The organism is Micromonospora sp. NBC_00898 (assembly GCF_045207895.1).
Taxonomy (GTDB): domain Bacteria; phylum Actinomycetota; class Actinomycetes; order Mycobacteriales; family Micromonosporaceae; genus Micromonospora.
The window spans coordinates 6,503,577-6,529,115 of record NZ_CP108775.1; the positions used below are offsets into that span (position 1 = coordinate 6,503,577).

Consider the following 25,539-nt stretch of genomic DNA (forward strand, 5'->3'; position numbering starts at 1 on the left):
CCGGTTCAGCTCGCCGTGGGGCTGCTCTCCCCGGTGATCAGGTAGACCACGTGCTCGCCGGCGTTCACGGCGTGGTCGGCGAAGCGCTCGTAGAAGCGGCCCAGCAGGGTGGCGTCGATCGCCGTCTCCACCCCGTACGGCCAGTCGTCGCCGAGCAGCACGCCGAAGAGGCTCTTGTGCAGGTCGTCCATGGCGTCGTCGTCGCCGTCCAGCTCGGCCGCGAGGTCGGCGTCGGGCTTGGCCAGCACCGAGCCGATCTTCTCGGCCATCCGGTCGGCGATGGCGGCCATGTCGGTGAAGACCGGCCGCAGCTCGGCCGGGACCGCCGGGGACGGGTGCCGGCGCAGCGCGGTCTTGGCGACGTGGTCGGCCAGGTCACCCATCCGCTCCAGGTCGGCGGCGACGTGCAGGGCGGTGATCATGGCGCGCAGGTCGGAGGCGACCGGCGCCTGCCGGGCGAGCAGGTCGCAGACCCGCTCCTCGACGTGCCGGTACAGGTCGTCGATCTCGGCGTCCCGCGCGATCACGGCCTCCGACGCCTCGCGGTCGGCGGTGAGCAGGCCACGGGTGGCCTGGCGCATGGCGGCGCGCACCCCCTCCGCCATGTCCACCAGCAGTTGGCTGACAATCTGCAGGTCGGCCCGGAATTCGTCGCGCATCGTCACTTCCTGGGGTCGGTGGCCGCGGGTCGACCCGGGGATTCCGGTGCCGGTACGGCTTGAGCGGGTGGGCGACCCACGGTAGGCCGGGGGAGCGGACCCGAGGTGAACGAGGATGAACGACGCGGGGCCCGCAGGTGAACTTTGCCGAAAGTGAGAGTGATTCGTCCCGTTCTGGGCGGTCCCCAGGTTAACAATGACCCTACGATCGCCGGGTGGAGTGGGCGGTGGCGGTCGTGGTGGCCCTGGCTCTGGTGACCGGACTGGTCGCCGGGCTGCTGCTGTCCCGACCCGTCCGGGACTGGTGGCACCGCTCGCGGCTGTCCGGGGACGGGGGCTTCCGCCCGAGCGCAGGGAGGCCGGCGATGCCCGACGACCAGCAGGGCGGGCTCTCCGGGCTCGGCCGCAAGACGGTCGACTCGCTCCGGGCCGGCGTCGTGGTGCTGGACCCGGACGACGTCCCGGTGCTGGTGAACCCGGCGGCGCGGGCGCTGGGCCTGCTCCGCACCGGCCCCACGCCCGGCTCCATCGCCGCGCACCCGCTGATCCGCACCCTCGCCGGGCAGGTCCGCCGCACCGGCGTACGGCGGGAGATCGAGCTGGACCTGCCGCGCGGCCGGGACAGCGCCGGGGACAACCCGCTCGGCGTGCACCTGCGGGCGATGGGGCTCGGCGCCGGGTACATCTCGGTGGAGGCGGCCGACGTCACCGAGTCGCACCGGCTGGCCCGGGTCCGCCGGGACTTCGTGGCCAACGTCAGCCACGAGCTGAAGACCCCGATCGGCGCGCTGCAACTGCTCGCCGAGGCGCTGATCGACGCCACCGAGCCGGCGGGCGACGGGGCGCCCGACCTCTACGCGGACCTGGTCGCCGCCCGGCGGTTCGCCGAGCGGATCCAGCACGAGTCGACCCGGCTCGGCCGGCTGGTGCAGGAGTTGCTGGAGCTGACCCGGCTCCAGGGCGCCGAGCCGCAGCCCCCGCCGGAGCCGGTGTCGGTGGACTGGGTGGTCGCCGAGGTGATCGACCGGACCCGCACCGCGGCCACCGTCCGGCGGGTGGACGTCGTGGTCGACGGCGCGCGCGGCCTGACCGTGTACGGCAGCGACACCCAGCTCGCCACCGCGGTCGCCAATCTGGTCGAGAACGCCATCAACTACTCGGGCGAGGACACCACCGTCCGGGTCACCGCCCGGAAAACCGACGAACACGTCGAGATCGCCGTCGCCGACCAGGGCATCGGCATCGCCCCGAACGAGGTCGACCGGATCTTCGAGCGGTTCTACCGGGCGGACCAGGCCCGGTCGCGCGCCACCGGCGGCACCGGCCTCGGCCTGGCCATCGTCAAACACATCGCCAGCAACCATGGCGGCCGGGTGGAGGTGTCGAGCACTCTTGGTGGGGGGTCGACGTTCACCCTCCGGCTGCCCGCCAGCCCCCCGGACGACCTGGAGGCGACACTCGCCTCCGCTGAGATCGAGGCCGGCCCGGCCGAGCTCCGGCAGGTCTGACCACAGGAAAGGAAACACCCGTTGAGCCGCGTACTGGTGGTCGAGGACGAGGAATCGTTCTCCGACGCCCTGTCCTACATGCTCCGCAAGGAGGGCTTCGAGGTCTCCGTCGCCGCGACGGGTCCCTCCGCCCTCACCGAGTTCGACCGGACCGGCGCCGACATCGTGCTGCTCGACCTGATGCTGCCGGAAATGTCGGGCACCGAGGTCTGCCGCCAGCTCCGGCAGCGTTCGCACGTACCGATCATCATGGTCACCGCGCGGGACAGCGAGATCGACAAGGTGGTGGGCCTGGAGATCGGGGCCGACGACTACGTGACCAAGCCGTACTCGCCGCGCGAGCTGGTGGCCCGAATCCGGGCGGTGCTGCGCCGGCAGAGCGCCGAGGTGGCCGAGTCGGGTGCCCCGACGCTCGCCGCGGGCCCGGTCCGAATGGACATCGAGCGACACGTGGTGACCGTCGACGGGGCCGCCGTCCAGCTCCCGCTGAAGGAGTTCGAGCTGCTGGAGCTGCTGCTGCGCAACGCCGGCCGGGTGCTCACCCGGGGGCAGCTGATCGACCGGGTCTGGGGCGCCGACTACGTGGGCGACACCAAGACCCTGGACGTGCACGTCAAGCGGCTGCGCTCCAAGGTCGAGCCGGAGCCGTCCACGCCGCGCTACATCGTCACCGTCCGCGGCCTGGGCTACAAGTTCGAGCCGTGACCGGTCGGGGCCCGCGCCGACCATGCGGGCCCCGACCGACGCTCAGTGGGCGATCTTGAAGGTGAAGACGCCGGTGCCGAGCGTGTCGTGGCGGGGCAGCCGGATCGGTGGCGGCATGCGTCCTCGACGACGCCAACAGACGGGTCTGTCTGCTATGCCAGTCTGGCAACCGGTGACGGCGAACACAGTCTCCGGACTGTCCAGACCGACGGGTCTGTAGACTTCCTCGGAACACCCGCAGGAAGGAACGCCGATGCCCGCGCCGCGTACCCCAGCCGGCTCCGCCCGGGAGCGCATCCTGGACACCGCGTTCCGGCTCTTCTACGCCCACGGCCCACGCGGGGTGGGGGTGGACACGGTGATCGCCGAGTCCGGCGTCGCCAAGGCCACCCTCTACAAGCACTTCCCCAGCAAGGACGACCTCGTCCTGGCGTACCTGGACAAGGTCGACCAGGCCTGGTTCGGGGCGCTGCGGGCCGCCGCCCGGGAGGCCGGCGACGACCCTCGCGAGCAGCTCGTCGGGATGTTCGATGCCCTGGTCGGCGCCTGCCGCCGGGACGGCTACCACGGCTGCGCGTTCATCAACACCGCCGCCGAGTCGCCCGCCGGCGGCCCGGTGCACGCCCGCACCGTCGAGCACAAGAACGTCGTCCGGGCCTGGGTGACCGACCTGGCCCGGCGGGCCGGGGCGGACCAGCCGGAGCTGCTCGCCCGACAGCTCACCCTGCTGCTCGACGGCGGGCTGGCCGGCGGGGTGCTCGACGGGGACCCGGCCATCGCCGAGGCGGCCAAGCGCAGCGCCCGCGCCCTCGTCGACGCCGCCCTGGGTCAGCCCACCCAGCAGTAGCGGCGCTCCGGCCGGCCGGCCGCGCCGTAGCGCAGGGTCACCTCCGCCCGACCGGTGCCCGAGAAATGCTCCAGGTAGCGGCGGGCGCTGACCCGGGAGATGCCCACCTGGTTGGCGCACTCGGCGGCCGAGAGGGTGCCGGTGTGCTCACGGAGCGCCCGTTCGACCAGCTCGGCGGTCTCCGTGCTCAGCCCGCGGGGCAGGGTCGGGGTGGCGACCGAGCCGCTGCGGGAGAGCACCCGGTCGACGTCGGCCTGGTCGCTGACCACCGTGGCGCGCAGCGCCCTGCGGCGGGCCGCGTACTGCTCCAGCCGGGTCCGCAGCTCGTCGAAGCCGAACGGCTTGAGCAGGTAGTTGACCGCGCCGTAGCGGACCGCCCGGCGGACCGCCTCCGCCTCCCGGGCGGCGCTGATCACCAGGACGTCGCAGTCGTGCCGGGCGGCCCGCAGCCGGGTCACCACGTCCAGGCCGAACATGTCCGGCAGGTAGAGGTCGAGCAGCACCAGGTCGGGGCGGAGGTCATCGACCGCCGCGACCGCCTGCTCGCCGGTGCTGGCGGTGCCCACCACCCGGAAACCCTCGATCCGCTCGACGAACCCGCAGTGGATCCGGGCCACCATGAAGTCGTCGTCGACGACGAGCACGTCGATCATGCCGCCTCCTCCATCGCGCGGGACACCGACATCCGGGCGGTGAACATCGCCCCCTCCTCGGTGTTCGCCACCGCGATCTCACCGCCGCGACGGGTGCAGACCAGCCGGGTGAGCGCCAACCCGATGCCGCGCTCGCCGCCCTGGGCCGCCTTCGTGGTGAAGCCGTGCGTGAAGACCTCCTGGGCCAGCTCCGGCGCCACCCCGGGGCCGGAGTCCCGGACGACGATCTCCACCGACGAGGCGTCCTGCCGCAGCTCCACCTCCACCCAGGCGGGCCGCTCGGCCGAGCCGCCCGTGCCCGCCTCCCGGCCGCCGGCGATCGCCTCGACCGCGTTGTCGACCAGGTTGCCGAGCACCGTCGCGACGTCGGCGGAGACCTCCGGCGCCAGCCGGTCCAGCCCGGTCCGCTCGGAGATCCGCAGCTCCACCCGGCGCTCCGCGGCCACCGCCGACTTCGCCATCAGCAGGGCCGCCACCGCCGTGTCGTGGATCCGGCTGGTGACCGTGAGGTCGAGCGAGGCCCGGTGCCGGCTCAGCGTGTCGACGTACCGGACGACCTCGTCGTGCTCGCCGATCTGGATCAGCCCGGAGATGGTGTGCAACTGGTTGGCGAACTCGTGGGTCTGCGCCCGGAGCAGCTCCGTGGTGCTCCGGAAGGAGCCGATCTCCCGTTCCAGCCGGGCCAGCTCGGTGCGGTCCCGCAGGGTGGTCACCGAGCCGAGCCGGCGGCCGTCCTTGCGGACCGTCATCCGGTTCATCACCAGCACCCGGCCGCCCCGGACCACCACCTGGTCCCGGGCCTCCGGCCCGCCGCCCGCGCCGGCCAGCACGTCCCGCAGCCGGCCCGAGATCCGCAGCTCGGCCAGGCTGCGCCCGAGGCAGTGCTCGGGCAGGTCGAGCAGCCGCCGGCCGACCGCGTTGACCAGGGTGACCCGGTGCTGCGGGTCCAGCGCGATCACCCCCTCGGCGATGCCGTGCAGCAGCGCCTCCCGGTGCTCGGCCAGCCCGGCGATCTCCCGCGGCTCCAGACCCAGGGTCTGCCGCTTGATCCGGCGGGCCAGCAGCCACGACCCGACCACGCCGAGCGCGCAGGCGATGCCCAGGTAGGTGAAGAGGTACGACGACGCCCCCACCAGCCGCTCCGACCAGGTCGGCGACTTCACGCCGACCACCACCACGCCGAGGTACCGGCCGAGGTTCGCCTTCCCGGCGCCGAGCACCGGCACCTGGGCGACCAGCTCCCGTGAGCCGTCGACCGCCAGCTCGCCGAACCAGCTCCGGCCCTGTGCCACCTGGGGGTCGCCGAGCCCCACCGGACTGCCGACCAGCGTCGGGTTCGTCGAGGCGACCACCCGGCCCCGGTCGTCCGCCACGGTCACCGAGGTCACCTGGTACTGGGTCGGCGTGTTCTGCACCAGCGGGGCGATCGCCTCGGCGGGTGCCGGCTGGTTGAGCTGGTCGCGCAGCAGCGGGCTGCCGGCGAGCTGCTCGCCGAGGTCGGCGACCCGGCGCCCCTCGACCCGGTTGAAGGTGGCCGCCGACTGGGCCAGCGACACGGCGGCCACGGCCACCAGCACCACGACGATGATCGCGAGCTGGAGGACCAGCAGCTGCCCGGCCAGGGTTCGGCGGCGGGACGTGATCGCGACCACAAAGACCTCAACTTCCGCTGGTGACACAACGCAGACTCGGGGACCGCCCGGAGGCCATCATCTTGCCGCTGGACTCATTCGAAACGGAAGAGAAACAAGATGGCAACTAGGAGAAACGTACTGGTCATGGGCGTCGCCGCGGCCACGGCGCTCGCCCTGGGCGCCTGTGGCGCCACCGCCGACAAGAACGAGGGCGGCTCCAGCAACGACGGCAAACCGGTCAGCGGACTGCGGATCATGGTGCCGAACACCCCCGGTGGCGGGTACGACACCACCGCCCGCACCGCGGCCAAGGTGATGGAGGACGCCAAGATCGCCACCGGCGTGCAGGTCTTCAACCTGCCCGGCGCGGGCGGCACGGTCGGCCTCCAGCGGACCGTGAACGAGAAGGGCAACGGCAAGCTCGCCATGCAGATGGGGCTCGGCGTGGTCGGTGCCTCGTACACCTCCAAGTCCGCGGCGACGCTGACCCAGACCACCCCGCTGGCCAAGCTGATCGAGGAAGCCGGCGCCATCGTGGTGCCGAAGGACTCCCCGTACAAGACCATCAACGACCTGGTCACGGCCTGGAAGGCCAACCCGAAGGGCATCGCCGTCGGCGGCGGCTCGTCGCCCGGCGGCCCGGACCACCTGCTGCCGATGCAGCTCGCGAAGACCGTCGGCATCGACCCCAAGCAGGTCAACTTCGTGTCGTACGACGGCGGCGGCGAGCTGCTGCCGGCCGTGCTCGGCGGCAAGGTGGCCTTCGGCGCCAGCGGCTTCGGCGAGTTCCTCGACCAGGTCGAGGCCGGCCAGATCCGGGTCCTCGCGGTCACCAGCGAGGCGCCGATCGAGGCGCTCAAGGAGGTGCCGACCCTCAAGTCCGCCGGCATCGACCTGGTCTTCACCAACTGGCGGGGCATCGTCGCGCCCCCCGGGATCAGCGACGCCGACAAGAAGGTCTGGATCGACGCGCTGACCAAGATGCACGACTCCGCCGAGTGGAAGGCCGAACTGACCAAGCGCGGCTGGACCGACGCCTTCGTCACCGGCGACGAGTTCGGCACCTTCCTGACCGAGCAGGACAAGGCAGTCGCCGACGTGCTCAAGCAGCTCGGGTTGGCATGAGCGGCATGACCACCCGACCGGACCGGGGCGGCGAGCAGCCGCCCCGGCCCCCGGCCGGGCAGACATCCGCACCGCCGGACCCGGACCAGACCGGCGTGGCGGCATCCGTACCGCCGATCCCGACGCAGCCGGGCGCGGAGCGTACGGCGGATGAGCCGGCGGGGGCGCGGCCCGCGACGGGCGACGTGCCGCCGACCGTCGCGGCCCCCGCGGTGGACGACGGCCCGGCGCCGAGACCGGACCGGGCGCAGTACGGCGTGTGCGCGTTCCTGGCCCTGGTCGGCGGCCTGGTGATCGTCGACGCGACGCGGATCGGGCACGCGATCAGCACCGCCGACCCGATCGGCCCGAAGCCGGTGCCGATCCTGCTCGGCGTGCTGCTGCTGATCGTCGCAGCGATCTACGCGGTGGACGTGGCCCGCGGCGGCGCCGGTGAGCCGGAGGCCGGCGAGGACGTCGACCTGAGCAGCCCGATCGACTGGCGGACGGTGCTGCTGCTGATCGGCGCGTTCCTGGTCAACGCCGTGCTGATCGACCGGCTCGGCTGGGTGATCAGCGGGACGTTGCTCTTCTGGGGCTCGGCGTACGCGCTGGGCAACCGCCACTACGTCCGGAATCTGCTGATCGCCGTCGCGCTGTCGCTGATCACGTTCTACACCTTCGCCATCGGGCTCAAGGTCAACCTGCCCGCCGGCGTGCTGCAAGGGATCCTGTGATGGAAAACCTCGCCAACCTGCTCGACGGGTTCGCCAACGTGCTGACCCCGATGAACCTGCTGTTCGCGCTGATCGGCGTGACCGTCGGCACCGCCGTGGGCGTGCTGCCGGGCATCGGGCCGGCGATGACGGTCGCGCTGCTGCTGCCGGTCACCTACGGAATGGAGCCGGCCCAGGCGTTCATCATGTTCGCCGGCATCTTCTACGGCGGCATGTACGGCGGCTCGACCACCTCGATCCTGCTGAACACGCCCGGCGAGTCGTCCTCGGTGGTGACCGCGATCGAGGGCAACAAGATGGCGAAGGCGGGTCGGGCGGCGCAGGCCCTGGCCACCGCCGCGATCGGCTCGTTCGTCGCCGGCACCATCGCCACCCTGCTGCTGGTGGTGGTCACCCCGCCGGTGGTGTCGTTCGCGATCAGCCTCGGCGCGCCGGACTACTTCGCGCTGATGCTGCTGTCGTTCGTGGCCGTCAGCGCGGTGCTCGGCGCGTCCCGGGTCCGCGGCTTCGCCGCGCTGCTGCTCGGCCTGGTGATCGGCGTGATCGGGATCGACCAGTCCGGTCAGCAGCGGCTCACCCTGGGCCTCCCGCAACTCGCCGACGGCATCGACGTGGTCGTGGTGGCGGTCGGCATCTTCGCCGTGGGCGAGGCGCTCTGGATCGGCGCGCACCTGCGCCGCCGGGCCGCCGAGGTGATCCCGGTGGGCCAGCCGTGGATGGGAAAGCAGGACTGGAAGCGGTCCTGGAAGCCGTGGCTGCGCGGCACCGCGTACGGCTTCCCGTTCGGTGCGGTGCCGGCCGGTGGGGCGGAGATCCCGACCTTCCTGTCGTACGTCACCGAGAAGAAGCTGTCCAAGCACCCGGAGGAGTTCGGGCGCGGAGCGATCGAGGGAGTCGCCGGGCCGGAGGCGGCCAACAACGCCTCGGCCGCCGGCACCCTGGTGCCGATGCTGGCGCTCGGCCTGCCCACCAACGCCACCGCCGCGGTGATGCTGGCCGCCTTCCAGGGGTACGGCATCCAGCCCGGCCCGCTGCTCTTCACCCGGGAGTCCAGCCTGGTCTGGACGCTGATCGCCAGCCTCTTCGTGGGCAACCTGCTGCTGCTGGTGCTCAACCTGCCGCTCGCCCCGGCTTGGGCGCGCCTGCTGCGGATCCCGCGTCCGTACCTCTACGCCGGGATCCTGTTCTTCGCCTCGATGGGCGCGTACGCGGTGAACGCCCAGCCGTTCGACCTGTTCCTGCTGCTCACCCTGGGCCTGCTCGGCTTCGGCATGCGGCGCTTCGGGCTGCCGATCCTGCCGCTGATCGTCGGCATCATCCTCGGCCCGCGCGCCGAGCTCCAGGGTCGGCGGGCGTTGCAGCTCTCCGGCGGCGAGCTGCACGGCCTGATCGGCGGTTGGGTGTCCTGGCTGATCTACGCCGCGATCCTGGTGGTGCTCCTCTGGCCGCTGGTCGGCCGGTTCGTGGTCCGTCCGCTGCGAGGAAGGTTGGTGACCGGATGACCGTGCTGGTGGGCTACGTGCCCTCGCCGCTCGGCGAGGCGGCCCTGGCGGCCGCCGTCGAGCAGGCGCGGTTCCGTGACGAGCCGGTGCTGGTGGTGAACACCTCGCGCGGCGACGCGTACGTCGACCCGCGGTTCGCCCAGGAGCCCGACCTGGACCGGGTGGTCCGCGAGCTGACCGCCGCCGGGGTGCCGCACACGGTCCGGCAGCTCGTCCGGGGCCGGGACGCGGCCGAGGAGATCGTCGAGATCGTCGAGGCGGAGGACGTGTCGCTGGTGGTGATCGGCATCCGGCACCGGACCCCGGTGGGCAAGCTGATCATGGGTTCGACGGCGCAGGAGATCCTGCTCCGGGTGCCCTGCCCGGTCCTCGCGGTGAAGGCCGACTGAATGGCGCCCGGGGGCCCGCCGGTCCCCGGGCGCGCCCAGACCGCGCTGCTGTTCGCGCACACCATCGTGGTGCAGGCGGCCACCTTCATGCTCCGGCCGGCGTCGGCGTACCGGGCCCTGGAGCTGGACGTGCCGGGAGCGTGGCTGGGCGGGCTCGGGGCCAGCTTCGCCGTCGTACCGCTGGTCCTGGCGGTGCCGTCCGGCCACGCCGTCGACCGGTTCGGCGAACGCCGGATCGTGCTGGCCGGGTCGGGCCTGCTCGCCGCCGCCGGCCTCTGCTTCGTGTTCCTCGCCGACTCGGTCGCCGGCCTGGTGGTCGCCAGCATGGTGCTCGGCACCGGGCACCTCTGCTCGGTGGTGGCCCAGCAGGCGCTGGTCGCCAACCGCACCCCGGCCGCCCGCTACGACGCGGCCTTCGGCTACTACACCTTCGCCGCCTCGCTCGGTCAGGCGCTCGGCCCGGGCCTGATCGTGGTCTTCGGCGGGGACCGGCCGATCCCGGACACCCGGGCGATCTTCCTCGGGGCCACCGTGCTCACCCTGCCGCTGCTGGTCGCCGCCGTGTTCCTCCGCCCGTCGGGCCACCACCGACAGGTGGCCGGGCCGGCTGCCGGCGGACTGCGTGGCCTGCTCCGCCAGCCCGGGCTGGTGCGGGCCCTCACGGTCAGCTGCGTCGTCCTGGCCGCGGTCGACATCACCCTGGTCTACCTGCCCGCGCTCGGCGCCGAACGCGGCATCGCCGCCGGCTCGATCGGCGTCCTGCTGGGGCTGCGGGCGGTGGCGTCGATGGCCTCCCGGCTGCTGCTCGGCCGGCTGGTCGCCAGCGTGGGGCGGCGTGCCCTGCTGATCGGCACCGTCGCCCTCTCCGCCGCCGGTCTCGGGCTGCTGCTGCCGCCCCTGCCGTTCTGGGCGATGGCCGTCGTCGTCACGGTCGCCGGGCTGGGGCTGGGCGCGGGCCAACCGCTGACGATGTCCTTCCTGGCCGAGGTCGCCCCGCCGGGCCTGCGCGGCCGGGCGATGTCGCTGCGGCTGACCGGCAACCGGCTCGGCCAGGTGCTCATCCCCAGCGCCGCCGGCGTGCTGGCGGCCGGCGCCGGGGCGGCCGGGGTGCTCGCCTGCACCGCTGCCGGCCTGGCCGGCGCGGCCGTCGCCGCCACCGGCCTGCACCGGTCACCCACCCCCACCACCGAATGAGAGAGGTAACACCCATGCTGATCCCCACCGCCGACCTCTACGACCGGTACGGCGACACGCTCCGCTCCTGCGACACCCAGCTGCGCCAGTTCGGCGGTGTCCACGCCTTCGCCGGACCGGCCGTCACCGTGCGCTGCTTCGGAGACAACGCCCTGGTGAAGGCGGTCGTCGCCGAGCCGGGAGAGGGCCGGGTGCTGGTGGTGGACGGTGGCGGCTCCCTGCACACCGCCCTGATGGGCGACCTCATCGCCGGCACGGCCGCGCGGAACGGCTGGGCCGGCGTGGTGATCAACGGCGCGGTGCGCGACGTCGCCGCCCTGCGCACCCTGCCGATCGGCATCAAGGCGCTCGGCACGAACCCCCGCAAGAGCGCCAAGACCGGTGCCGGTGAGCGGGACGTGCCGGTGTCGTTCGGCGACTGCGTCTTCGCGCCGGGCGCCGAGGTGCACAGCGACGACGACGGCGTCGTGGTCCTGCCGCCCGGCAAACGGGCGTAGGCCGGCGCGGCGCTGCTCAGAAGACCTTACGGAGGGCCGAGCTGATCTCGTCGACCTCGGTCAGTCGGCCCTCCGCCACGCCGATCACCAGGTCATACGCCGCGTCCTGGTCGGCGTCGGTGAGCTGCGTGTCGGAGACAGCATGGTTCTGGCGGAGGAACGCCACCGCGACGATCCAACCCATCCGCTTGTTGCCATCCACGAACGGATGGTTGTTGACCAGGGAATGCAGCAGTGCTGCCGCCTTTGTCCACAGATCGGGATAGGCATCCTCACCGAAGACGCTCGTCTTCGGCCGCGCAATGGCTGACTCGATCAGCCCGGCGTCGCGAACGCCCGCGCCGATCTTGCGGGCGATGCGGACGACGTCGGCCAGCGTCGGGTGGTACACCTCGTCGGCCGTCATTCCGCGAGCCGGGCGAGCAGCGTGGCGTGTCGATCGATGATGTCGTCGGCCAGCTGTTCGAACTGCCTGGCGTTTCGCCGTGCGAGGTAGTCGTCGATCGCGGTCACGACGACCGCGTGCATCGACCTGTCCTCCTCTTCGGCAACCAGACGGAGCTTGGTTTCGCGTTCGGAGTCCAACCGAAGGGTCATGGCCATGTGATCGATGGTAGCAAGGTTGCTACCATGATCATCAAATCTGGTGGCCCTCGCTGGCCGGGTGCGGGGCGATCTGGCCCTGCCGCAGCCGGGCCCCGCACAGCTCGGCCAGCTTCGCGTACGCCGGGGCGCCGATCAGCGCGGTCAGCTCGGGGCCGTACGAGACGTACATCGGCTCGGCGCCGACGTGCGCGTCGGTGGAGGAGGTGCACCACCAGTCCAGGTCGTGTCCACCCGCGCCCCAGCCCCGCCGGTCGAACTCCGACAGGGTGGAGATCAGCACCTTGGTGTTGTCGGTCCGCTTGTGCCAGTCCTGGTCGCGGCGGATCGGCAGTTGCCAGCAGACGTCCGGCTTGTACTCCAGCGGGTGGACCCCGTCGCGCAGCGCCTGGGCGTGCAGCGCGCAGCCGCCCCCGGCCGGGAAGTCGGCGTCGTTGAGGAAGACGCAGGGCGCGTCGACGTCCCGGGTGGCGGTGCGCCGGGCCGGGTTCTTGCCGTCGATGGTGTCGTTCTCGGTCCAGTTCTTGAAGCCCCGGCGGAAGTGCTGCCAGGTCGACGGGGTGAGCCGCTTGACCGCGGTGCGGACCCGCTTCTCGTCGTCCGAGTCGGTGAAGAAGGCGCCGTGCGAGCAGCACCCGTCGGCTGCCCGGCCGGCGACGATGCCGTGGCAACCCTTGCCGAAGATGCACGTCCACCGGGACAGCAGCCAGGTCAGGTCGGCCCGGACCAGGTGCTTGGCGTCCGCCGGGTCGACGAACTCGATCCACTCCCGGGGGAAGTCGAGCCCCACCTCCCGGCTTCGCGGGTCGTCGGGGTCGTCCACGATCACCTGCAGCTCGATCTGGCCTGTCACCCGGACCAGCGTACGCGGGGTGCCTCCGACCGGCTGGCGAGCCGGGAAAACGTGTTGGGCCTAGGGTCATCAGCATGCGACTGGGTGTCCTCGACGTCGGTTCGAACACGGTGCACCTGCTGGTGGTCGACGCCCACCACGGGGCGCACCCCTGGCCGGCGCACTCGGAGAAGGTGGTGCTCCGGTTGGCCGAGCAGATGGGGCCGGACGGCGCGCTCACCGACGCGGGCGCGGACGGGCTGGTCAAGGCCGTCGGCATGGCCCGGGCGGCGGCGGCCGGGCTGGCCGCCGACGACCTGCTGGCCTTCGCCACCTCCGCCGTCCGGGACGCCACCAACGCCGCCGAGGTGCTGGCCCGGGTCCGCGACGAGACCGGCGTACGGCTGGAGGTGCTCTCCGGCGCGGACGAGGCGCGGATGACGTTCCTCGCGGTCCGGCGGTGGTTCGGCTGGTCGGCCGGCCGGCTGCTGGCCCTGGACATCGGTGGCGGCTCGCTGGAGCTGGCGGCCGGGATCGACGAGGAGCCGGACGTGGCGGTGTCGCTGCCGCTCGGCGCCGGGCGGTTGAGCCGGGAGCGGCTGCGGGTCGACCCGGCGGGCACCGTGGCGCCGCCCGCCGAGGCCGTGGAGGAGCTGCGGGAGTACGTCGACGAGCTGCTCGACCCGGTGGTGGAGAAGCTGGCGGCGGTGGGCTGGGAACGCCCGGTCGCCACCTCGAAGACGTTCCGGACGCTGGCCCGGCTGGCCGGCGCCGCGCCCTCCGGCGCCGGGCTCTGGGCCCGCCGCAGCCTCACCCGCACCGGGCTGCGGCAGGTGCTGGGCTTCGTCCGGCACATCCCGCCGGCGCAGCTGCCCGAGTTGGAGGGGGTCAGCGCCGGCCGGGCCCACCAGCTGCTGGCGGGTGCGGTGGTGGCCGAGGCGGTGATGCGCCGGCTCGACGTCGACTCGCTCGACATCTGCCCGTGGGCGCTGCGCGAGGGGGTCATCCTCCGCCGACTGGATCAGCTCGCACCGATGTGATCCCGGTCGGCCGTTCTGGGTGCTTTGCGGATGCTCGTCCTGATGCCGCGCGACGGGCCGGGCTACCCTGAGGGGCGTGACTTCCCGCGTCCCGGTGCTCCTCTCCAGTTCCTCGGTCTTCCCTGAGCGGACCGCGGCGGCGTTCCAGCTCGCCGCGGCGGTCGGCTACGACGGCGTCGAGGTGATGGTCTGGACCGACGTCGTCAGCCAGGACCCGGGCGCGCTGCGCGGGCTCGCCGACCACTACGGCGTCCCGGTGCTTTCGGTGCACGCGCCCTGCCTGCTGGTCACCCAGCGGGTCTGGAGCGCCGACCCGTGGGAGCGGCTGCGCAAGGCCGCCGAGCTGGCCGAGACCCTCGAAGCGCCGACCGTGGTGGTGCACCCGCCATTCACCTGGCAGCGGGACTACGCCCGGAACTTCGCCGACGGCTTGGACAAGATCGCCGGGCAGTTCGGCGGCCTGCGCTTCGCGGTGGAGAACATGTACCCGGTCCGGATGGCCGGCCGGCAGTTCGTCCCGTACGTCCCTGGCTGGGACCCCACCGACACCGGCTACGCCTCGTACACCCTGGACCTGTCGCACTGCGCCGCCTCGCACACCGACGCCCTGGCGATGGCCGACCGGATGGGCGCCGGCCTGGCTCACGTGCACCTCGGCGACGGCACCGGCGAGGGGCGCGACGAGCACCTGGTGCCGGGCCGGGGCAGCCAGCCCTGCGCCGAGCTGCTCCGCTCGCTCGCCGGGCGCGGCTTCACCGGCTCGGTCGCGGTCGAGGTGACCACCCGGGGCGCGAAGAGCCGCGCCGTCCGCGAGGCCGACCTGCGCGAGGCGCTGGAGTTCGCCCGCGCCAACCTCACCGCCCCCTCCCCGGTCGACGTCTGACCGGGGCGCGGGAGCGGCGGTTCAGCTGACCGGGGTGAGCGCGTCGGCGGTCGCGGCCACGCTGACCTGCTCGCCGACGGCGGCGCGCTTGCGGGCCCGGTGCGCCGCCACGTGCGAGCGGGTCGCGCAGCGCTCCGAGCAGAACCGCCGGCAGCAGTTCGACGAGGTGTCCAGGTAGACGTTGCCGCAGCGCTCGTCGGCGCAGACGCCGAACCGGGCGCTGCCGTACTCGCAGAGCCAGACCGACAGGCCCCACACCGCGCCGGCCAGGTATTCCTGGCTGACCGAGGCACCCCGGCTGGTGACGTGCATGTGCCAGTCACTGGAGTCGTGGCCGGAGATGCGCGGCTGCACCGGGAAAGCCTCCAGCAGCGCGTTCAGCTCGGCCACCGCCTGGCCGTCCCGGCCCGAGGTGCCGTACTCGAAGACGTCGCGCAGGCGCTTCTGCGCCCGCCGGAAGATCGCCAGGTCCCGCTCCGCGACCTCGTCGCGCATCCACGCGTTGTCGTCCGGGAAGAGGGCCCGCAGGTCGTCGAGGTCGTCCAGGCGGGCGTTGACGAGGTCAACGCCGGTCCGGGCGTACGCGTCGAAGTTCACGACACCAACGGTAGACGACTCACGGGGTACGCGGCGCGTCGATGTAGTGCGGCAGGAACCGCGCGTAACCGTCGGTGATGAGACTCTCGCTCTCGCGTACGCCCGCGCCGGCCGACTCGCCGTCGACGATCCAGCTCCCCAACACCATCCGGCTCCCGGCGAACTCGGGCAGCGCACGGAACTGCTGGTAGCAGAAGCCCTCGTCACCGTAGATCCCCGGATTGGTGATCTCGGTACCGCCGGTCACGATCCGCACCGAGCCGCCCTCGCGGCCGAGCAGTGGCTTCGCCACGTATTCCGACATTCCGCGGGGCGAATCGAGGTACGCCGGGAGCAGGTACTCGTGGGCCGGGTACAGCTCCCAGAGCACGGCGAGCAGCGCTTTGTTCGACAGCAGCAGCTTCCAGGCCGGCTCGATCCAGGCGGTCGGGGTGCCCGGGTCCAGCGCCAACGGCCCGTACGGCTCGGCGAGCATCCACTCCCACGGGTAGAGCTTGAAGCAGGTGGTGACCGGGCGGTCCGCGGCGTCGACGAAGCGCCGGCCGTCCCAGCCGACGTGCTGGATGGGCAGCAGCTCGACGTCCAGCCCGGCCTGGCGGGCGGTCTCCGCGAGGTAGCCGGCGGTGATCTGGTCCTCGCCGGACTCCTCCTCGTTCGACCAGACCACGTGCACCCGCCGGTCGTGCAGGCCGGCGCCGATCTTCGCCCACGCCCCGACCAAGCGTTCGTGCAGGCTGTTCCACTGGTCCGCCGCGGGCCGGGTGTGCTCCAGCCAGTACCACTGGATGATGCTCGCCTCGACCAGCGCGGTCGGGGTGTCGGCGTTGTACTCCAGCAGCTTCGGCGGCCAGCAGCCGTCGTACCAGAGGTCGAAGCGGCCGTAGAGGGTCGGCGGCCCCTCGCGCAGCGAGCGGGCGACCGCCTCGGCGGCCCAGGCCGGGATGCCGAACTCGGCGTACCGGTGGCGGGCCACCACGTGCTCGGCGGCGGCCACCGACATCCGGTGCAGCTCCTCGGTCGCCTCCTCCAGCCGGAGCACCTCGTCGAGGTCGAAGCCGTACGCGGCGGTCTCGTCCCAGTACGACATGATCCCGCCGTCCGGCAGCTCGGTGTCGACGTACACCAGGCCCTGGGCGCGGATGGTGGCGTCCCAGTCGGGGCGGGGGGTGCTGGCCTCGCGCCGCACCTCAGCCGCCGCACGAGGCGAGGTGGGTGCCGAAGCCGCCGCGCGCCGGCACCGCCGCGGCGACGGGCGCCGGGGCGGTCCGGGCGGCGGCCGGCGCGGGAACCCGCAGCGCCAGCGCGACGGTGTCGCCGCCACCGCCGGCCGGGCCGAGCGCGCAGTCGTCATCGTCGTCGTCGTAGCCGTTGTTGCAACCGGAGAGGGCGAGCGCCAGGGCGGTGAGCGCGCCGAGCTGCACGGTGGCCGACCGGAGGCGGCGGCGGGGGGCGGGGCGGGGGCGAGATTCCACGTGATCGTTGTAGCCGATCGCCGCCACGCCGTACATGCAAGGAGGGGCCCCTGATTGACGCCTGGCGTTGTACAGGAGGCCCCTACTAACCGTGGGTCACGTTCGCCGCCGCCCCCGGGCGCGGGCCGGTGCGCGGGCGTTACGCTCGGCTCATGCTCCGTTCCGTCATCCTCGCCGCCTCCCGGTCATCCCAGGTCGAGCGGCTCGTCGCGACGGCCCCGTTCACCCGGGACGTCGTCCGCCGGTTCGTCGCCGGCGCCGGCACCGACGACGCGTTGCGCGCGACCCGCGAACTCGTCGCCGACGGCCTCGCGGTCACCATCGACAACCTCGGCGAGGACACCGTCACCCCGGAGCAGGCGAACGCCACCCGGGACGAATACCTCAAGCTGCTGCGGCTGCTCTCCGCCGCCGGCCTCACCCCCGCCGCCGAGGTGAGCGTGAAGCTCTCCGCGCTCGGCCAGAAGTTCGACGAGCAGCTCGCCTACGACAACGCCCGGGCGATCTGCGCGGCGGCCGACGCCGCGGGCACCACGGTCACCCTGGACATGGAGGACCACACCACCACCGACTCGACCCTGGACGTCCTGGCCAAGCTGCGCAAGGACTTCCCGTCGACCGGGGCGGTGCTCCAGGCGTACCTGCGACGGACCGAGTCGGACTGCCGCGAGCTGGCCGGCGCGGGGTCGCGGGTGCGGCTCTGCAAGGGCGCGTACAAGGAGCCGGAGTCGGTGGCCTACCAGTCCGCCCGCGAGGTGGACAAGTCCTACGTCCGCTGCCTGAACGTGCTGATGTCCGGCGACGGCTACCCGATGCTGGCCACCCACGACCCGCGCCTGATCGCGATCGGCGAGGACCGGGCCCGCTGGTTCGACCGCGGCCCGGACCGCTTCGAGTTCCAGATGCTGTACGGCATCCGCCCCGAGGAGCAGGCCCGCCTGGTCGGCGAGGGCTACACCGTGCGCACCTACCTGCCGTACGGCGAGGACTGGTACGGCTACCTGATGCGCCGCCTCGCGGAACGCCCCGCCAACCTGATGTTCTTCGGCCGGGCCCTGATCTCGAAGAAGTGACTCACCCGTTCGACCAGGCCCGGGTGCTCAGCACCAGGCGGTAGCCGTCCGGGTCGGCGAACGTCACCCCCCAGCGGTCCCAGTACGGGCCGGCGGAGACCCGTGTCCCGCCGGCCCGTTCGAGTCGGTCGGTCAGCTCGTCGTCGACCGGTCCGTCCAGGTAGAGGACGAACAGGTCCTCCGCGGTCGGGGTCGGCTCGACGGCGAGCTGGTCACCGCCGACCAGTTCCAGGTGCCAGGCCGCGTCCGGCCAGCCCACCATGACCAGGTCGTGCTCGCCCGGCCCACCGGCCGCGCCCTGGTAGAGCACGCGCAGGCCCAGCCCGTCCACCCAGAAGCGTTCGGCCGCCGCCAGGTCGCGGCTGGGGCGGGCGATGCGGACGTGCGGGCTCCCCGAGGTCGTCATGCCTCCGATCATCGAACCTCCAGCGGGGTTCAGGTCAAGATCGCCAGTTCCGGGTAAACCCGGGCCGGGAGCGCTCTTGACGGATCAAGCTAATGGCATTAGCTTTATGGCTATGACGATTAGCCAGGTGGCGCGGGACGGCGGAACCATCAGCTACGAGGTGCACGGGGAGGGGCCACTGGTCGTCCTCTCGCACGGCATGGGCGAGAACCGGCGATCCTTCCGTCACCTGATCCCCCTCCTGGTCCGGGCCGGCTACCGGGTGGCCACCGTGGACGTCCGCGGCCACGGCGACTCCAGCCCGCACTGGGCGACGTACGCCCCCGCCGAGGTCGGCGCGGACCTGCTCGCCGTGGTCCGGGCCCTCGGTGGCGGCCCCGCCACCCTGGTCGGCAGCTCCTCCAGCGGAGCCGCCGTGGTCTTCGCCGCCGCCGACGCACCCGACCTGGTCAACGGCGTCGTGCAGCTCAGCCCGTTCGTCGCGGAGCCGAAGCCCAACCCGGTCATGCGGGCCGCCCAGGCGCTGGTGCTGCGCAGCCCCCGGCTGTTCGGCATGTTCCACAAGACGCTCTTCCCGGCCGCGCGGCCGGCCGACGACGCCGCGTACCGCAAGGAGATGGTCGCGAAGCTGCGCGGTCGGATGGACGCGGTGCGCGGGGTGGTCGCGCCGGTCGCGCCGCACTGGACGGCCCGGGCCGCCGACGTGCGGCAGCCGGTCCTGGTCCTGATGGGTACGAGGGACCCCGACTTCCCCGATCCCGGCGCGGAGGCGCGGGCCGCCCGCCGGCAGTTCGCCACCGCCGAGGCGCGCATGATCGACGACTCCGGGCACTACCCGCACGCCGACCAGCCCGAGGCCACCGCCGCCCAGCTCGTCGAGTTCCTGGCGGTGACCTCCGGTGCCTAGGGCCGGCCTCACCCCGCAGACCGTCGTCCACGAGGCCGCCCGGCTCGCCGACGAGGTCGGCTACGACCGGCTCACCCTGGCCGCGCTCGCCGGCCGGCTCGGCGTCGCGCTGCCCAGCCTCTACAAGCACGTCAAGGGCGCCGACGCGCTCAACCAGAAACTGGCGGCGCTCGCCACCGGCGAGATCGCCACCGAACTGACCACCGCCGCCGCGGGCCGGGCGGGTGGCGACGCGCTGCGGGCCGTCGCCACCGCCTACCGCGCGTACGCCCGGCGGCACCCCGGGCGCTACCCCGCCACCCAGCGGGCGCCCGACCCCGCCGACCCCGACCACGTCGCGGCCGCCGAGCGGGCCGTCGGCGCGATCTACGCCATCCTGCGCGGGTACGGCCTGAGTGGCGACGACGCGGTCGACGCCACCAGGATGTTCCGCGCCGCCGTACACGGCTTCGTCACGCTCGAAGCCAACGGCGGGTTCGGGCTGCCCCGGGCCATCGACCGCTCCTTCGATCAGCTGGTGGCCGGGCTGGACACCGCGTTCCGGGACTGGAGGTCCTGATGAAGGCCCTGCTGTTGGCGCTCGCCTTCCTGCTGGAGCTGGCGATGCTCGTCGCCGCCGGGTGGTGGGGCTTCACCCTCGACGCGGGGTGGCCCGTCCGCCTCCTCGCCGGGCTCGGCGCGCCCCTGCTGATCGCGGTCGTCTGGGGCACCTTCTGTTCCCCGAGGGCGGCCGTGCCGCTGCCCGCGCCCGCCAAGCTCGCCGCCCAGGCCGCCTGCTTCGTGACCGGCGGCGCGCTGCTCGCGCTGGCCGGCCGCCCGGTGCCGGCGATCCTGCTGGTGGTGCTCTGGGCGGCGGACCAGGCACTGCTCCGCCTGGCCGGCGACCCGATCTGACCTGCCCCCGCCCGCTCCCGGGGGGTGCGGTCAGGGCATTCGCGCAACTTCCCGGATGTGGCGGTTTCCTCGCGGCGGAAGACCACCAAATCCCGGAAGTCGTGCAGATCTTGGGCATCCCTTGCCGGCTCGTCGCGGATCCGCTCGGCACGCCATCGGTGATTCGCTTACGACATCAGCTGCACCGGCGGACCAGCACCATCACCTGTCCGGACGGGAAGCGCCGCAGCCGACGCCGCCGGCGCGCGGCTCTGGCCGGATCGCCCGATTGGTCGTACCCTTCGCCGGTGACCGACGGTGACCAGCAGTCCGGCGAGACAGCCGCGGACCGCGAGCCGGCCGTGGGCGGTGCGCCGGTCGTCGGCTGCCAACTGGTCGTGGCGCCCGACGAGAACGTCACCCAGCCGCAGCCGCAGGCGGCACGGGAACTGGCGCCGGCAGCGGCGTCGGCACGCTGGCGGCGGTGGCCGCTCTGGGCCGGGCTCGCGGTGGTGGTCGTGGTGCTGACCTGCGCGCTGCCTTCGGTGCTGCTGGTCGGGCTGGTCGGCGATGCGGCCGGACGGACGGCCACGGGCGACGACGCGGCCACCGCCGCCGCCCGTCGCGTGGGCGTACGGCTGTCCGCGGAACTCGACCGTCAGGCCGCCGCGCTGCTGGGCGGCGACCGGACCGGCTTCCTCGCCATCGCCGATCCGGGGGCCCGTGCCGACCTCACCCGCCGGTACGCCGCGCTGCGGGCGCTCCGGGTGACCGTGTGGCGGCCGACGCCGGACGGCGTGCCCAGCCCGGTCGCCGGCCGGCCGGGGGAGTGGCAGCTCACGGTCCGGGTGGGCTACTGCTTCGTCGTCCCCGCCTGCGCACCCGCCTCCGTCGTGATCGGCACCCGTTGGCGGGACGCCGGGGAGCAGCCCCGGCTGCTGGCGGTCGAGGAGTCCCGTACCGGCCCGGCCGGTGCCCGGCCATGGGAGGTGAGCGACCTGGTGGTGGCGTTCGGGAAGCGGGCGGTCGTGGCCACCACGCCCGCGCTGCGGGCCAAGCTGCCCGGTCTGCTCGCGCAGGCCGAGGCGGCGGCGAAGGTCGCCGACCTGTACGCGGTGGGCGCCCCACCGCCCGACCGCTACCTGGTCTTCTACGCCGGTCGTGTCGAGTGGCGGCGCTGGTACGGCGGCGGCCGTCCCCGGTGGACGGCGGGCTACGCCGTCGGCGTCGGTGGGGGCCACCACGATGTGGTGCTCAACGCGGAGAGCGTGTCGCCCACCGGGGTCGACGACCTGCTGCGGCACGAGCTGACCCACGCCGCCTCGCTGCCCGACCGGGGCTACTCGGGGAAGTCCACCTGGTGGCTGGTGGAGGGCCTGGCCGAGTACGCCGGCGCGGACGGCCAGCCGGTGGGCCGCTACGACGGATTGCCCGAGGTGCGGAAACTCATCCGGGGCGGCTGGACCGGCCGGCTGGACGGGCTGGCTCCGGCCGACGACGCGGCCGACGACCGGGTCGGGGGCAGCTACGGGGTCGGCTACCTGGCCGTCCGGCACCTCGTCGACCGGTACGGGGAGCAGCGGGTGCTGGACTTCTTCCGCGCTGTGGTCCACGATCAGCGGTCCGTCGAGGAGGCGTCCGACCAGGTCTTCGGCGAGCAGTGGTCCACCCTGCACGACGACTGCGTCGCCTACGTCCGCGCCGTCGCCGGCTGACCGGCGGCTGGCAGGTCGACGATCGTCGACGGGTCGTAGCATGGGCCGGGTGGCCCGCACCCACTCGCCGCGGCCCCCGATCGCCACGCGGCCCCGCCTGCTCACCGCCCTCCTCGCCGTCGTCGCCCTGACCGGCACCACCGCCGCCTCGTGCGGCGACGGGAAGTCCCCCGTCGCGCTGGCCCAGGTCGGCCGGTCCGCCGTCGCCGAGGTGATCGACGCCCCGGCCACGGTGACCGCCCGGGCCGCCGCGACCCTCACCGCACCCGCCGACGGCACCCTCGCCAGCCTGCGCGTCCAGCCCGGGCAGCGGGTGCGGCGCGGTCAGGTGCTCGCCGTCGTCGACTCACCGTCCGCCCAGGACCGGCTCCGGCAGGCCCGCGAGGCGCTGCGCGCCGCGAAGCGGGCCGGCCGGGGCGTCGGCGTCGGCGACCTGGGCGGCAGCCGGCGGGGCACCGACAAGGCCGCCGCCGAGGCGTTCGACGCCGCCCGGGCCGCCGCCGGGAAGATCGGCGACCCGCGGTTGCGGTCCGCGCTGCTGCTCCAGGTCGACTCCGCCCGGCAGCAGTACGAGTCGGCCGCCCGCGCCGCCGACCGGGCGGTCAGCGCGGTGCAGCGCGGCGTGGCCGGGCTCAACTCGGCCGTCGGCGCGCTGTCCAGCGCCCAACGGCTCCAGGCCCAGCAGGCGTACGACCTGGCGCAGGCGACGGTGGACGCGCTCACCCTGCGCGCCCCGGTCGACGGGGTGGTGCAGTCCGGCGGCACCCGGCCGGCGAGCGGGTCGGCCGACCTGGCCGGCCTGCTCGGTGCGGGCGGCGCGACCGGGCTCGACCCGTCGGCGTTCGCGCCCGCCCAGGGCGGCCCGCCGCCCGGTGTCGACGACGCCGTGCCGGCCGGTGGCCGGGTCACCGCGGGCACGCCCGTGCTGACCGTGGTGGACACCGGCGAACTGGGGCTGCTCGCCGAGGTCGACGAGACGGACGTGCTCCTGGTCCGGGCCGGTCTGACCGCCTCGGTCGAGCTGGACGCGGTCACCGGCGCGACGTACGACGCCCGGGTCCGCTCGGTCGACGTGCTGCCCAGCACCTCCGCCCGGGGCGGGGTGACCTACCGGGTGCGGCTGGCGCTGGGCGCGGGTCGCCTCGACGAGGGGGCGGCCGCCCCGGCGCCGCGCCCCGGCATGAACGCCGTGGTGCACCTCCGGGTACGCGAGGCGGCCGACGCCGTCGCCGTACCCGCCTCGGCGGTCTTCTCCGCCGACGGCCGGGACGCGGTGTGGGTGCTGCGGGACGGGAAGGCCGACCAGGTGCCGGTCACCGTGGGTGTGCAGGGACAGGACCTGGTGCAGATCGTCAGCGGCGTGCAGGCCGGCGACCGGGTGGTGGTCCGGGGTGCGGACCAGGTCCGCGACGGCCAGGAACTGAAGTGACGCCGCCGGCCGGGGCGCCCGCGATCGAGGCGGTCGACGTGTCCCGGACGTACCAGCTGGGCGGGGTGTCGGTGCCGGCGCTGCGGGGCGTGTCGCTGACCATCGCGCCCGGCGACTACGTTGCGGTGATCGGGCCGTCCGGCTCCGGCAAGTCCACCCTGATGCACCTGCTCGGCGGCCTGGACCGGCCCACCGGTGGCCGGCTGGTGATCGGCGGCCGGGACGTGGCGACGCTCTCCGCCCCGGAGTTGGCGACGCTGCGCAACGAGACCATCGGCTTCGTCTTCCAGGCCTTCCACCTGCTGCCGCGGACGTCCGCCGTGGACAACGTGGCGCTGCCGCTGGTGTACCGGGGGATCGGGGCGCGGCAGCGGCGGGAGCGGGCGGCGGCGATGCTCGGCCGGGTGGGGCTGGGGCACCGGCTGCACCACCGGCCCAACCAGCTCTCCGGCGGCGAGCAGCAGCGGGTGGCGATCGCCCGGGCGCTGGTCACCGACCCGGCGGTGCTGCTCGCCGACGAGCCGACCGGCAACCTGGACACCGCGACCGGGGAGGCGGTGCTGGCGCTGCTGGAACGGTTGAACGCCGAGTCCGGGGTGGCCCTGGTGATGGTCACCCACGACCAGGAGGTGGCCGCCCGGGCCCGCCGGCGGATCGCCGTGCGGGACGGTCTGGTCCGCTCCGACCGGTTCACGCCGGGCCGCGACACGCTTCATGATCGACCGCTGTCCGACGGCGACGGCCGACCTGAGACACTGGACGCCGCTCCCAGCGCGGAGCCCCGGTCCGCGTCCGGAAGCGGCCCGGGGCACCCGCCCGGTGGCTCCGGTGGCGCCGCCGGAGCCACCGGGCGCCTTCCGCGCCGCACCGGGGGTGCGTCGTGAGGATGGCCGAGGCCTGGCGGGTGGCGCTGGACGCCTTGCGGGCCAACCGGCTGCGCAGCGCGCTGACCATGCTCGGCGTGATCATCGGGGTGGCCTCGGTGGTGCTGCTGGTCGCCATCGGCACCGGCACCAAGCAGAAGGTAGAACAGCAGGTGGAAGGGCTCGGCTCGAACCTGCTCCTGGTGGTGCCCGGCAAGATCGACGTGGGCACCGCCCCGGTGGTCTCGCCGCTGACGCTGAAGGACGTCGACGCGGTCTCCCGGGTGGTCGGCGACCCCGGCCGGGTGGCCGTCACCGTCGCCTCCGGGGCCACCGCGCGGGCCGGCAACCGGTCGGACTTCACCACCGTCCAGGGCGTGCTGGAGACCACCCCGGCGGTCTTCACCCGGTCGCTGGCCCGGGGCCGGTACCTCACCGGGGCCGACGTGGACACCAGCCGTCGGGTGGCGGTGCTCGGCGCGTCCGTCGCGACGGCGCTCTTTCCCGACCGGGACCCGCTCGGCCAGCAGGTCGCGCTGGCCGGCGTGCGGTTCCGGGTGATCGGCGTGTTCGCGCCGCTCGGGCAGAGCCTCGGCGTGGACCGGGACGACGAGGTGCACGTGCCGGTGACCGCGGCGCAGCGGCTCTGGGGCACCCAGCGGGTCGACGGCATCGCGGTCAAGGCGCCGGACCGGGAGCGGATCGGCGAACTGGGCGACCGGATCGTCGCCGAGCTGTCCCGCCGCCACCCGGACACCGAGTTCAGCGCGGTCACCCAGCAGCAGATCCTCGGTGTGCTCGGCGACATCCTCGGGGTGCTGACCGGCGTGCTGGCCGCCATCGCCGGCATCTCGCTGCTCGTCGGCGGGGTCGGCGTCTCCAACATCATGCTGGTCTCGGTCCGCGAACGGACCCGGGAGATCGGGCTGCGCAAGGCGGTGGGCGCCCGCCCCCGGGACATCGGCGTGCAGTTCCTGCTGGAGGCGGTGCTGCTCACCGCGATCGGCGGGCTGACCGGGATGGCGCTCGGCGTGGGCGGCGCGCTGCTGGTCGACGCGGTCTCGCCGATCCCGGCCGCGATCACCTGGTGGTCGCTGGCACTCGCCTTCGGGGTCTCCGCCGCGGTCGGCATCGTCTTCGGGGTGGTCCCGGCCCAGCGGGCCGGCCGCCTCGACCCGGTGGTCGCGCTGCGCGCGGAGTGACCGCCCGCGGTGCGCCGTCCCGGCAACGGGACGAGGCGCGCATCGAGGAGGAAAACACCAGGTCAACGCGGTGGAAACGCCGTCCCATTTATGATCAGTTGCAGGAAGGGATCGCGCCGGTCACAGCCGTCCCGCTACCGTACTGGTAACACGCGCGTTGCCCGTCCTGGCGGGAGCTCCCGTCCGGTGGCACGCGCCGGGCACGGGAATGGGTC

The 25,539-nt window shown here is 73.6% G+C and carries 29 protein-coding genes; 19 read left to right on the forward strand and 10 right to left on the reverse strand.

The window, feature by feature from the left end:
• Positions 1-5: 5 nt before the first annotated feature.
• Positions 6-659, reverse strand: coding sequence for a phosphate signaling complex protein PhoU (gene phoU, locus OG799_RS31640; protein WP_406040396.1), 654 nt, complete (start codon positions 657-659; stop codon positions 6-8).
• Between the two features lie 215 nt (positions 660-874).
• Between phoU and OG799_RS31645 the strand changes: the two genes are divergently transcribed.
• From OG799_RS31645 to OG799_RS31655, 3 genes are all read left to right on the forward strand, one after another.
• On the forward strand, positions 875-2,167 hold the full coding sequence (locus OG799_RS31645) for a sensor histidine kinase (protein WP_406040398.1): 1,293 nt from the start codon (positions 875-877) through the stop codon (positions 2,165-2,167).
• Between the two features lie 21 nt (positions 2,168-2,188).
• On the forward strand, positions 2,189-2,872 hold the full coding sequence (locus OG799_RS31650) for a response regulator (RefSeq protein ID WP_406040400.1): 684 nt from the start codon (positions 2,189-2,191) through the stop codon (positions 2,870-2,872).
• Between the two features lie 253 nt (positions 2,873-3,125).
• Positions 3,126-3,719 (forward strand): TetR/AcrR family transcriptional regulator, encoded by a 594-nt coding sequence (locus OG799_RS31655; protein WP_406040402.1) that lies wholly within the window; start codon positions 3,126-3,128, stop codon positions 3,717-3,719.
• Here the strand turns inward: OG799_RS31655 and OG799_RS31660 are convergent.
• Together OG799_RS31660 and OG799_RS31665 are read right to left on the reverse strand one after the other, a co-directional pair.
• The gene (locus OG799_RS31660; protein WP_406040404.1) at positions 3,701-4,372 is read right to left on the reverse strand and encodes a response regulator; all 672 of its coding nucleotides are present in this window, start codon (positions 4,370-4,372) and stop codon (positions 3,701-3,703) included. The two genes, OG799_RS31655 and OG799_RS31660, sit on opposite strands and share 19 nt — an antisense overlap.
• A complete protein-coding gene (locus OG799_RS31665; RefSeq protein WP_406040406.1) occupies positions 4,369-6,024 on the reverse strand; it encodes an ATP-binding protein in 1,656 nt (551 codons plus the stop codon). Before OG799_RS31665 ends, OG799_RS31660 begins: the two co-directional genes overlap by 4 nt.
• 99 nt (positions 6,025-6,123) lie before the next feature.
• Here OG799_RS31665 and OG799_RS31670 point away from each other — a divergent pair, with 99 nt between their 5' ends.
• Genes OG799_RS31670 through rraA form a run of 6 tightly spaced genes read left to right on the forward strand, consistent with a single transcriptional unit; the run spans position 6,124 to position 11,429 of the window.
• Complete coding sequence (locus OG799_RS31670) at positions 6,124-7,131, forward strand: Bug family tripartite tricarboxylate transporter substrate binding protein (RefSeq protein WP_406040408.1); 1,008 nt, start codon at positions 6,124-6,126, stop codon at positions 7,129-7,131.
• A gap of 5 nt (positions 7,132-7,136) precedes the next feature.
• Complete coding sequence (locus OG799_RS31675) at positions 7,137-7,847, forward strand: tripartite tricarboxylate transporter TctB family protein (RefSeq protein ID WP_406040410.1); 711 nt, start codon at positions 7,137-7,139, stop codon at positions 7,845-7,847.
• The gene (locus OG799_RS31680; RefSeq protein WP_406040412.1) at positions 7,847-9,349 is read left to right on the forward strand and encodes a tripartite tricarboxylate transporter permease; all 1,503 of its coding nucleotides are present in this window, start codon (positions 7,847-7,849) and stop codon (positions 9,347-9,349) included. The genes OG799_RS31675 and OG799_RS31680 overlap by 1 nt, the downstream gene beginning before the upstream one ends.
• On the forward strand, positions 9,346-9,738 hold the full coding sequence (locus OG799_RS31685) for a universal stress protein (protein ID WP_406040414.1): 393 nt from the start codon (positions 9,346-9,348) through the stop codon (positions 9,736-9,738). Before OG799_RS31680 ends, OG799_RS31685 begins: the two co-directional genes overlap by 4 nt.
• Positions 9,739-10,932, forward strand: coding sequence for an MFS transporter (locus OG799_RS31690; protein WP_406040416.1), 1,194 nt, complete (start codon positions 9,739-9,741; stop codon positions 10,930-10,932).
• A 14-nt stretch (positions 10,933-10,946) separates the two neighbouring features.
• The gene (gene rraA / locus OG799_RS31695) at positions 10,947-11,429 is read left to right on the forward strand and encodes a ribonuclease E activity regulator RraA (RefSeq protein WP_406040418.1); all 483 of its coding nucleotides are present in this window, start codon (positions 10,947-10,949) and stop codon (positions 11,427-11,429) included.
• A 16-nt stretch (positions 11,430-11,445) separates the two neighbouring features.
• On the opposite strand, the gene OG799_RS31700 is transcribed toward rraA, so the two are convergent.
• The 3 genes from OG799_RS31700 to OG799_RS31710 are packed head-to-tail and all read right to left on the reverse strand — an operon-like array spanning position 11,446 to position 12,885.
• Entirely contained in the window at positions 11,446-11,835 is a 390-nt protein-coding gene (locus tag OG799_RS31700; RefSeq protein ID WP_406040420.1) for a type II toxin-antitoxin system death-on-curing family toxin, read from the reverse strand.
• A complete protein-coding gene (locus tag OG799_RS31705; protein WP_406040422.1) occupies positions 11,832-12,032 on the reverse strand; it encodes a hypothetical protein in 201 nt (66 codons plus the stop codon). The genes OG799_RS31700 and OG799_RS31705 overlap by 4 nt, the downstream gene beginning before the upstream one ends.
• 34 nt (positions 12,033-12,066) lie before the next feature.
• Positions 12,067-12,885 (reverse strand): hypothetical protein, encoded by an 819-nt coding sequence (locus OG799_RS31710; RefSeq protein WP_406040424.1) that lies wholly within the window; start codon positions 12,883-12,885, stop codon positions 12,067-12,069.
• Between the two features lie 74 nt (positions 12,886-12,959).
• On the opposite strand from OG799_RS31710, the gene OG799_RS31715 reads away from it, so the two are divergent.
• Together OG799_RS31715 and OG799_RS31720 are read left to right on the forward strand one after the other, a co-directional pair.
• Positions 12,960-13,904 (forward strand): Ppx/GppA phosphatase family protein, encoded by a 945-nt coding sequence (locus OG799_RS31715; protein ID WP_406040426.1) that lies wholly within the window; start codon positions 12,960-12,962, stop codon positions 13,902-13,904.
• 76 nt (positions 13,905-13,980) lie between these two features.
• Positions 13,981-14,787, forward strand: a complete 807-nt coding sequence (locus OG799_RS31720; protein WP_406040428.1) for a sugar phosphate isomerase/epimerase family protein — start codon at positions 13,981-13,983, stop codon at positions 14,785-14,787.
• Between the two features lie 21 nt (positions 14,788-14,808).
• Here OG799_RS31720 and OG799_RS31725 read toward each other — a convergent pair whose 3' ends face one another.
• From OG799_RS31725 to OG799_RS31735, 3 genes are read right to left on the reverse strand one after another with little or no spacing between them, the layout of a single operon-like run.
• Positions 14,809-15,384: a CGNR zinc finger domain-containing protein gene (locus OG799_RS31725; protein ID WP_406040430.1), complete on the reverse strand. Its 576-nt coding sequence runs from the start codon at positions 15,382-15,384 to the stop codon at positions 14,809-14,811.
• 19 nt (positions 15,385-15,403) lie between these two features.
• Positions 15,404-16,570 carry a glutathionylspermidine synthase family protein gene (locus OG799_RS31730; RefSeq protein ID WP_406040432.1) on the reverse strand — a complete coding sequence of 389 codons (1,167 nt, stop codon included), beginning with the start codon at positions 16,568-16,570 and terminating at the stop codon, positions 15,404-15,406.
• Position 16,571: 1 nt separating this feature from the next.
• Positions 16,572-16,856: a hypothetical protein gene (locus tag OG799_RS31735; protein WP_406040434.1), complete on the reverse strand. Its 285-nt coding sequence runs from the start codon at positions 16,854-16,856 to the stop codon at positions 16,572-16,574.
• Positions 16,857-17,008: 152 nt separating this feature from the next.
• On the opposite strand from OG799_RS31735, the gene OG799_RS31740 reads away from it, so the two are divergent.
• Positions 17,009-17,929 carry a proline dehydrogenase family protein gene (locus OG799_RS31740; protein ID WP_406040436.1) on the forward strand — a complete coding sequence of 307 codons (921 nt, stop codon included), beginning with the start codon at positions 17,009-17,011 and terminating at the stop codon, positions 17,927-17,929.
• Between the two features lies 1 nt (position 17,930).
• Here the strand turns inward: OG799_RS31740 and OG799_RS31745 are convergent, their stop codons facing one another.
• Positions 17,931-18,335, reverse strand: a complete 405-nt coding sequence (locus tag OG799_RS31745; protein ID WP_406040438.1) for a VOC family protein — start codon at positions 18,333-18,335, stop codon at positions 17,931-17,933.
• A gap of 112 nt (positions 18,336-18,447) precedes the next feature.
• Here OG799_RS31745 and OG799_RS31750 point away from each other — a divergent pair, with 112 nt between their 5' ends.
• The 7 genes from OG799_RS31750 (at position 18,448) to OG799_RS31780 (ending at position 25,324) form a co-directional block, all read left to right on the forward strand.
• Entirely contained in the window at positions 18,448-19,242 is a 795-nt protein-coding gene (locus OG799_RS31750) for an alpha/beta fold hydrolase (protein ID WP_406040440.1), read from the forward strand.
• Entirely contained in the window at positions 19,235-19,801 is a 567-nt protein-coding gene (locus OG799_RS31755; RefSeq protein ID WP_406040442.1) for a TetR/AcrR family transcriptional regulator, read from the forward strand. The genes OG799_RS31750 and OG799_RS31755 overlap by 8 nt, the downstream gene beginning before the upstream one ends.
• Entirely contained in the window at positions 19,801-20,136 is a 336-nt protein-coding gene (locus tag OG799_RS31760) for a YrdB family protein (RefSeq protein WP_406040444.1), read from the forward strand. Before OG799_RS31755 ends, OG799_RS31760 begins: the two co-directional genes overlap by 1 nt.
• 287 nt (positions 20,137-20,423) lie before the next feature.
• On the forward strand, positions 20,424-21,830 hold the full coding sequence (locus OG799_RS31765) for a hypothetical protein (RefSeq protein ID WP_406040446.1): 1,407 nt from the start codon (positions 20,424-20,426) through the stop codon (positions 21,828-21,830).
• A gap of 40 nt (positions 21,831-21,870) precedes the next feature.
• A complete protein-coding gene (locus tag OG799_RS31770; RefSeq protein ID WP_406040448.1) occupies positions 21,871-23,259 on the forward strand; it encodes an efflux RND transporter periplasmic adaptor subunit in 1,389 nt (462 codons plus the stop codon).
• A complete protein-coding gene (locus OG799_RS31775; RefSeq protein ID WP_406040450.1) occupies positions 23,256-24,143 on the forward strand; it encodes an ABC transporter ATP-binding protein in 888 nt (295 codons plus the stop codon). The genes OG799_RS31770 and OG799_RS31775 overlap by 4 nt, the downstream gene beginning before the upstream one ends.
• Positions 24,140-25,324 carry an ABC transporter permease gene (locus OG799_RS31780; RefSeq protein ID WP_406040452.1) on the forward strand — a complete coding sequence of 395 codons (1,185 nt, stop codon included), beginning with the start codon at positions 24,140-24,142 and terminating at the stop codon, positions 25,322-25,324. The genes OG799_RS31775 and OG799_RS31780 overlap by 4 nt, the downstream gene beginning before the upstream one ends.
• Positions 25,325-25,539: the final 215 nt, after the last annotated feature.

Coding starts and splice junctions, on each gene's coding strand:
- rraA (WP_406040418.1), top strand. CDS start 10,947: ATGCTGATCCCCACCGCCGACCTCTACGACCGGTACGGCGACACGCTC.
- OG799_RS31750 (WP_406040440.1), top strand. CDS start 18,448: ATGACGATTAGCCAGGTGGCGCGGGACGGCGGAACCATCAGCTACGAG.
- OG799_RS31675 (WP_406040410.1), top strand. CDS start 7,137: ATGACCACCCGACCGGACCGGGGCGGCGAGCAGCCGCCCCGGCCCCCG.
- phoU (WP_406040396.1), bottom strand. CDS start 659: ATGCGCGACGAATTCCGGGCCGACCTGCAGATTGTCAGCCAACTGCTG.
- OG799_RS31660 (WP_406040404.1), bottom strand. CDS start 4,372: ATGATCGACGTGCTCGTCGTCGACGACGACTTCATGGTGGCCCGGATC.
- OG799_RS31685 (WP_406040414.1), top strand. CDS start 9,346: ATGACCGTGCTGGTGGGCTACGTGCCCTCGCCGCTCGGCGAGGCGGCC.
- OG799_RS31705 (WP_406040422.1), bottom strand. CDS start 12,032: ATGGCCATGACCCTTCGGTTGGACTCCGAACGCGAAACCAAGCTCCGT.
- OG799_RS31715 (WP_406040426.1), top strand. CDS start 12,960: ATGCGACTGGGTGTCCTCGACGTCGGTTCGAACACGGTGCACCTGCTG.
- OG799_RS31690 (WP_406040416.1), top strand. CDS start 9,739: ATGGCGCCCGGGGGCCCGCCGGTCCCCGGGCGCGCCCAGACCGCGCTG.
- OG799_RS31745 (WP_406040438.1), bottom strand. CDS start 18,335: ATGACGACCTCGGGGAGCCCGCACGTCCGCATCGCCCGCCCCAGCCGC.
- OG799_RS31700 (WP_406040420.1), bottom strand. CDS start 11,835: ATGACGGCCGACGAGGTGTACCACCCGACGCTGGCCGACGTCGTCCGC.
- OG799_RS31760 (WP_406040444.1), top strand. CDS start 19,801: ATGAAGGCCCTGCTGTTGGCGCTCGCCTTCCTGCTGGAGCTGGCGATG.
- OG799_RS31680 (WP_406040412.1), top strand. CDS start 7,847: ATGGAAAACCTCGCCAACCTGCTCGACGGGTTCGCCAACGTGCTGACC.
- OG799_RS31670 (WP_406040408.1), top strand. CDS start 6,124: ATGGCAACTAGGAGAAACGTACTGGTCATGGGCGTCGCCGCGGCCACG.
- OG799_RS31770 (WP_406040448.1), top strand. CDS start 21,871: ATGGGCCGGGTGGCCCGCACCCACTCGCCGCGGCCCCCGATCGCCACG.
- OG799_RS31655 (WP_406040402.1), top strand. CDS start 3,126: ATGCCCGCGCCGCGTACCCCAGCCGGCTCCGCCCGGGAGCGCATCCTG.
- OG799_RS31740 (WP_406040436.1), top strand. CDS start 17,009: ATGCTCCGTTCCGTCATCCTCGCCGCCTCCCGGTCATCCCAGGTCGAG.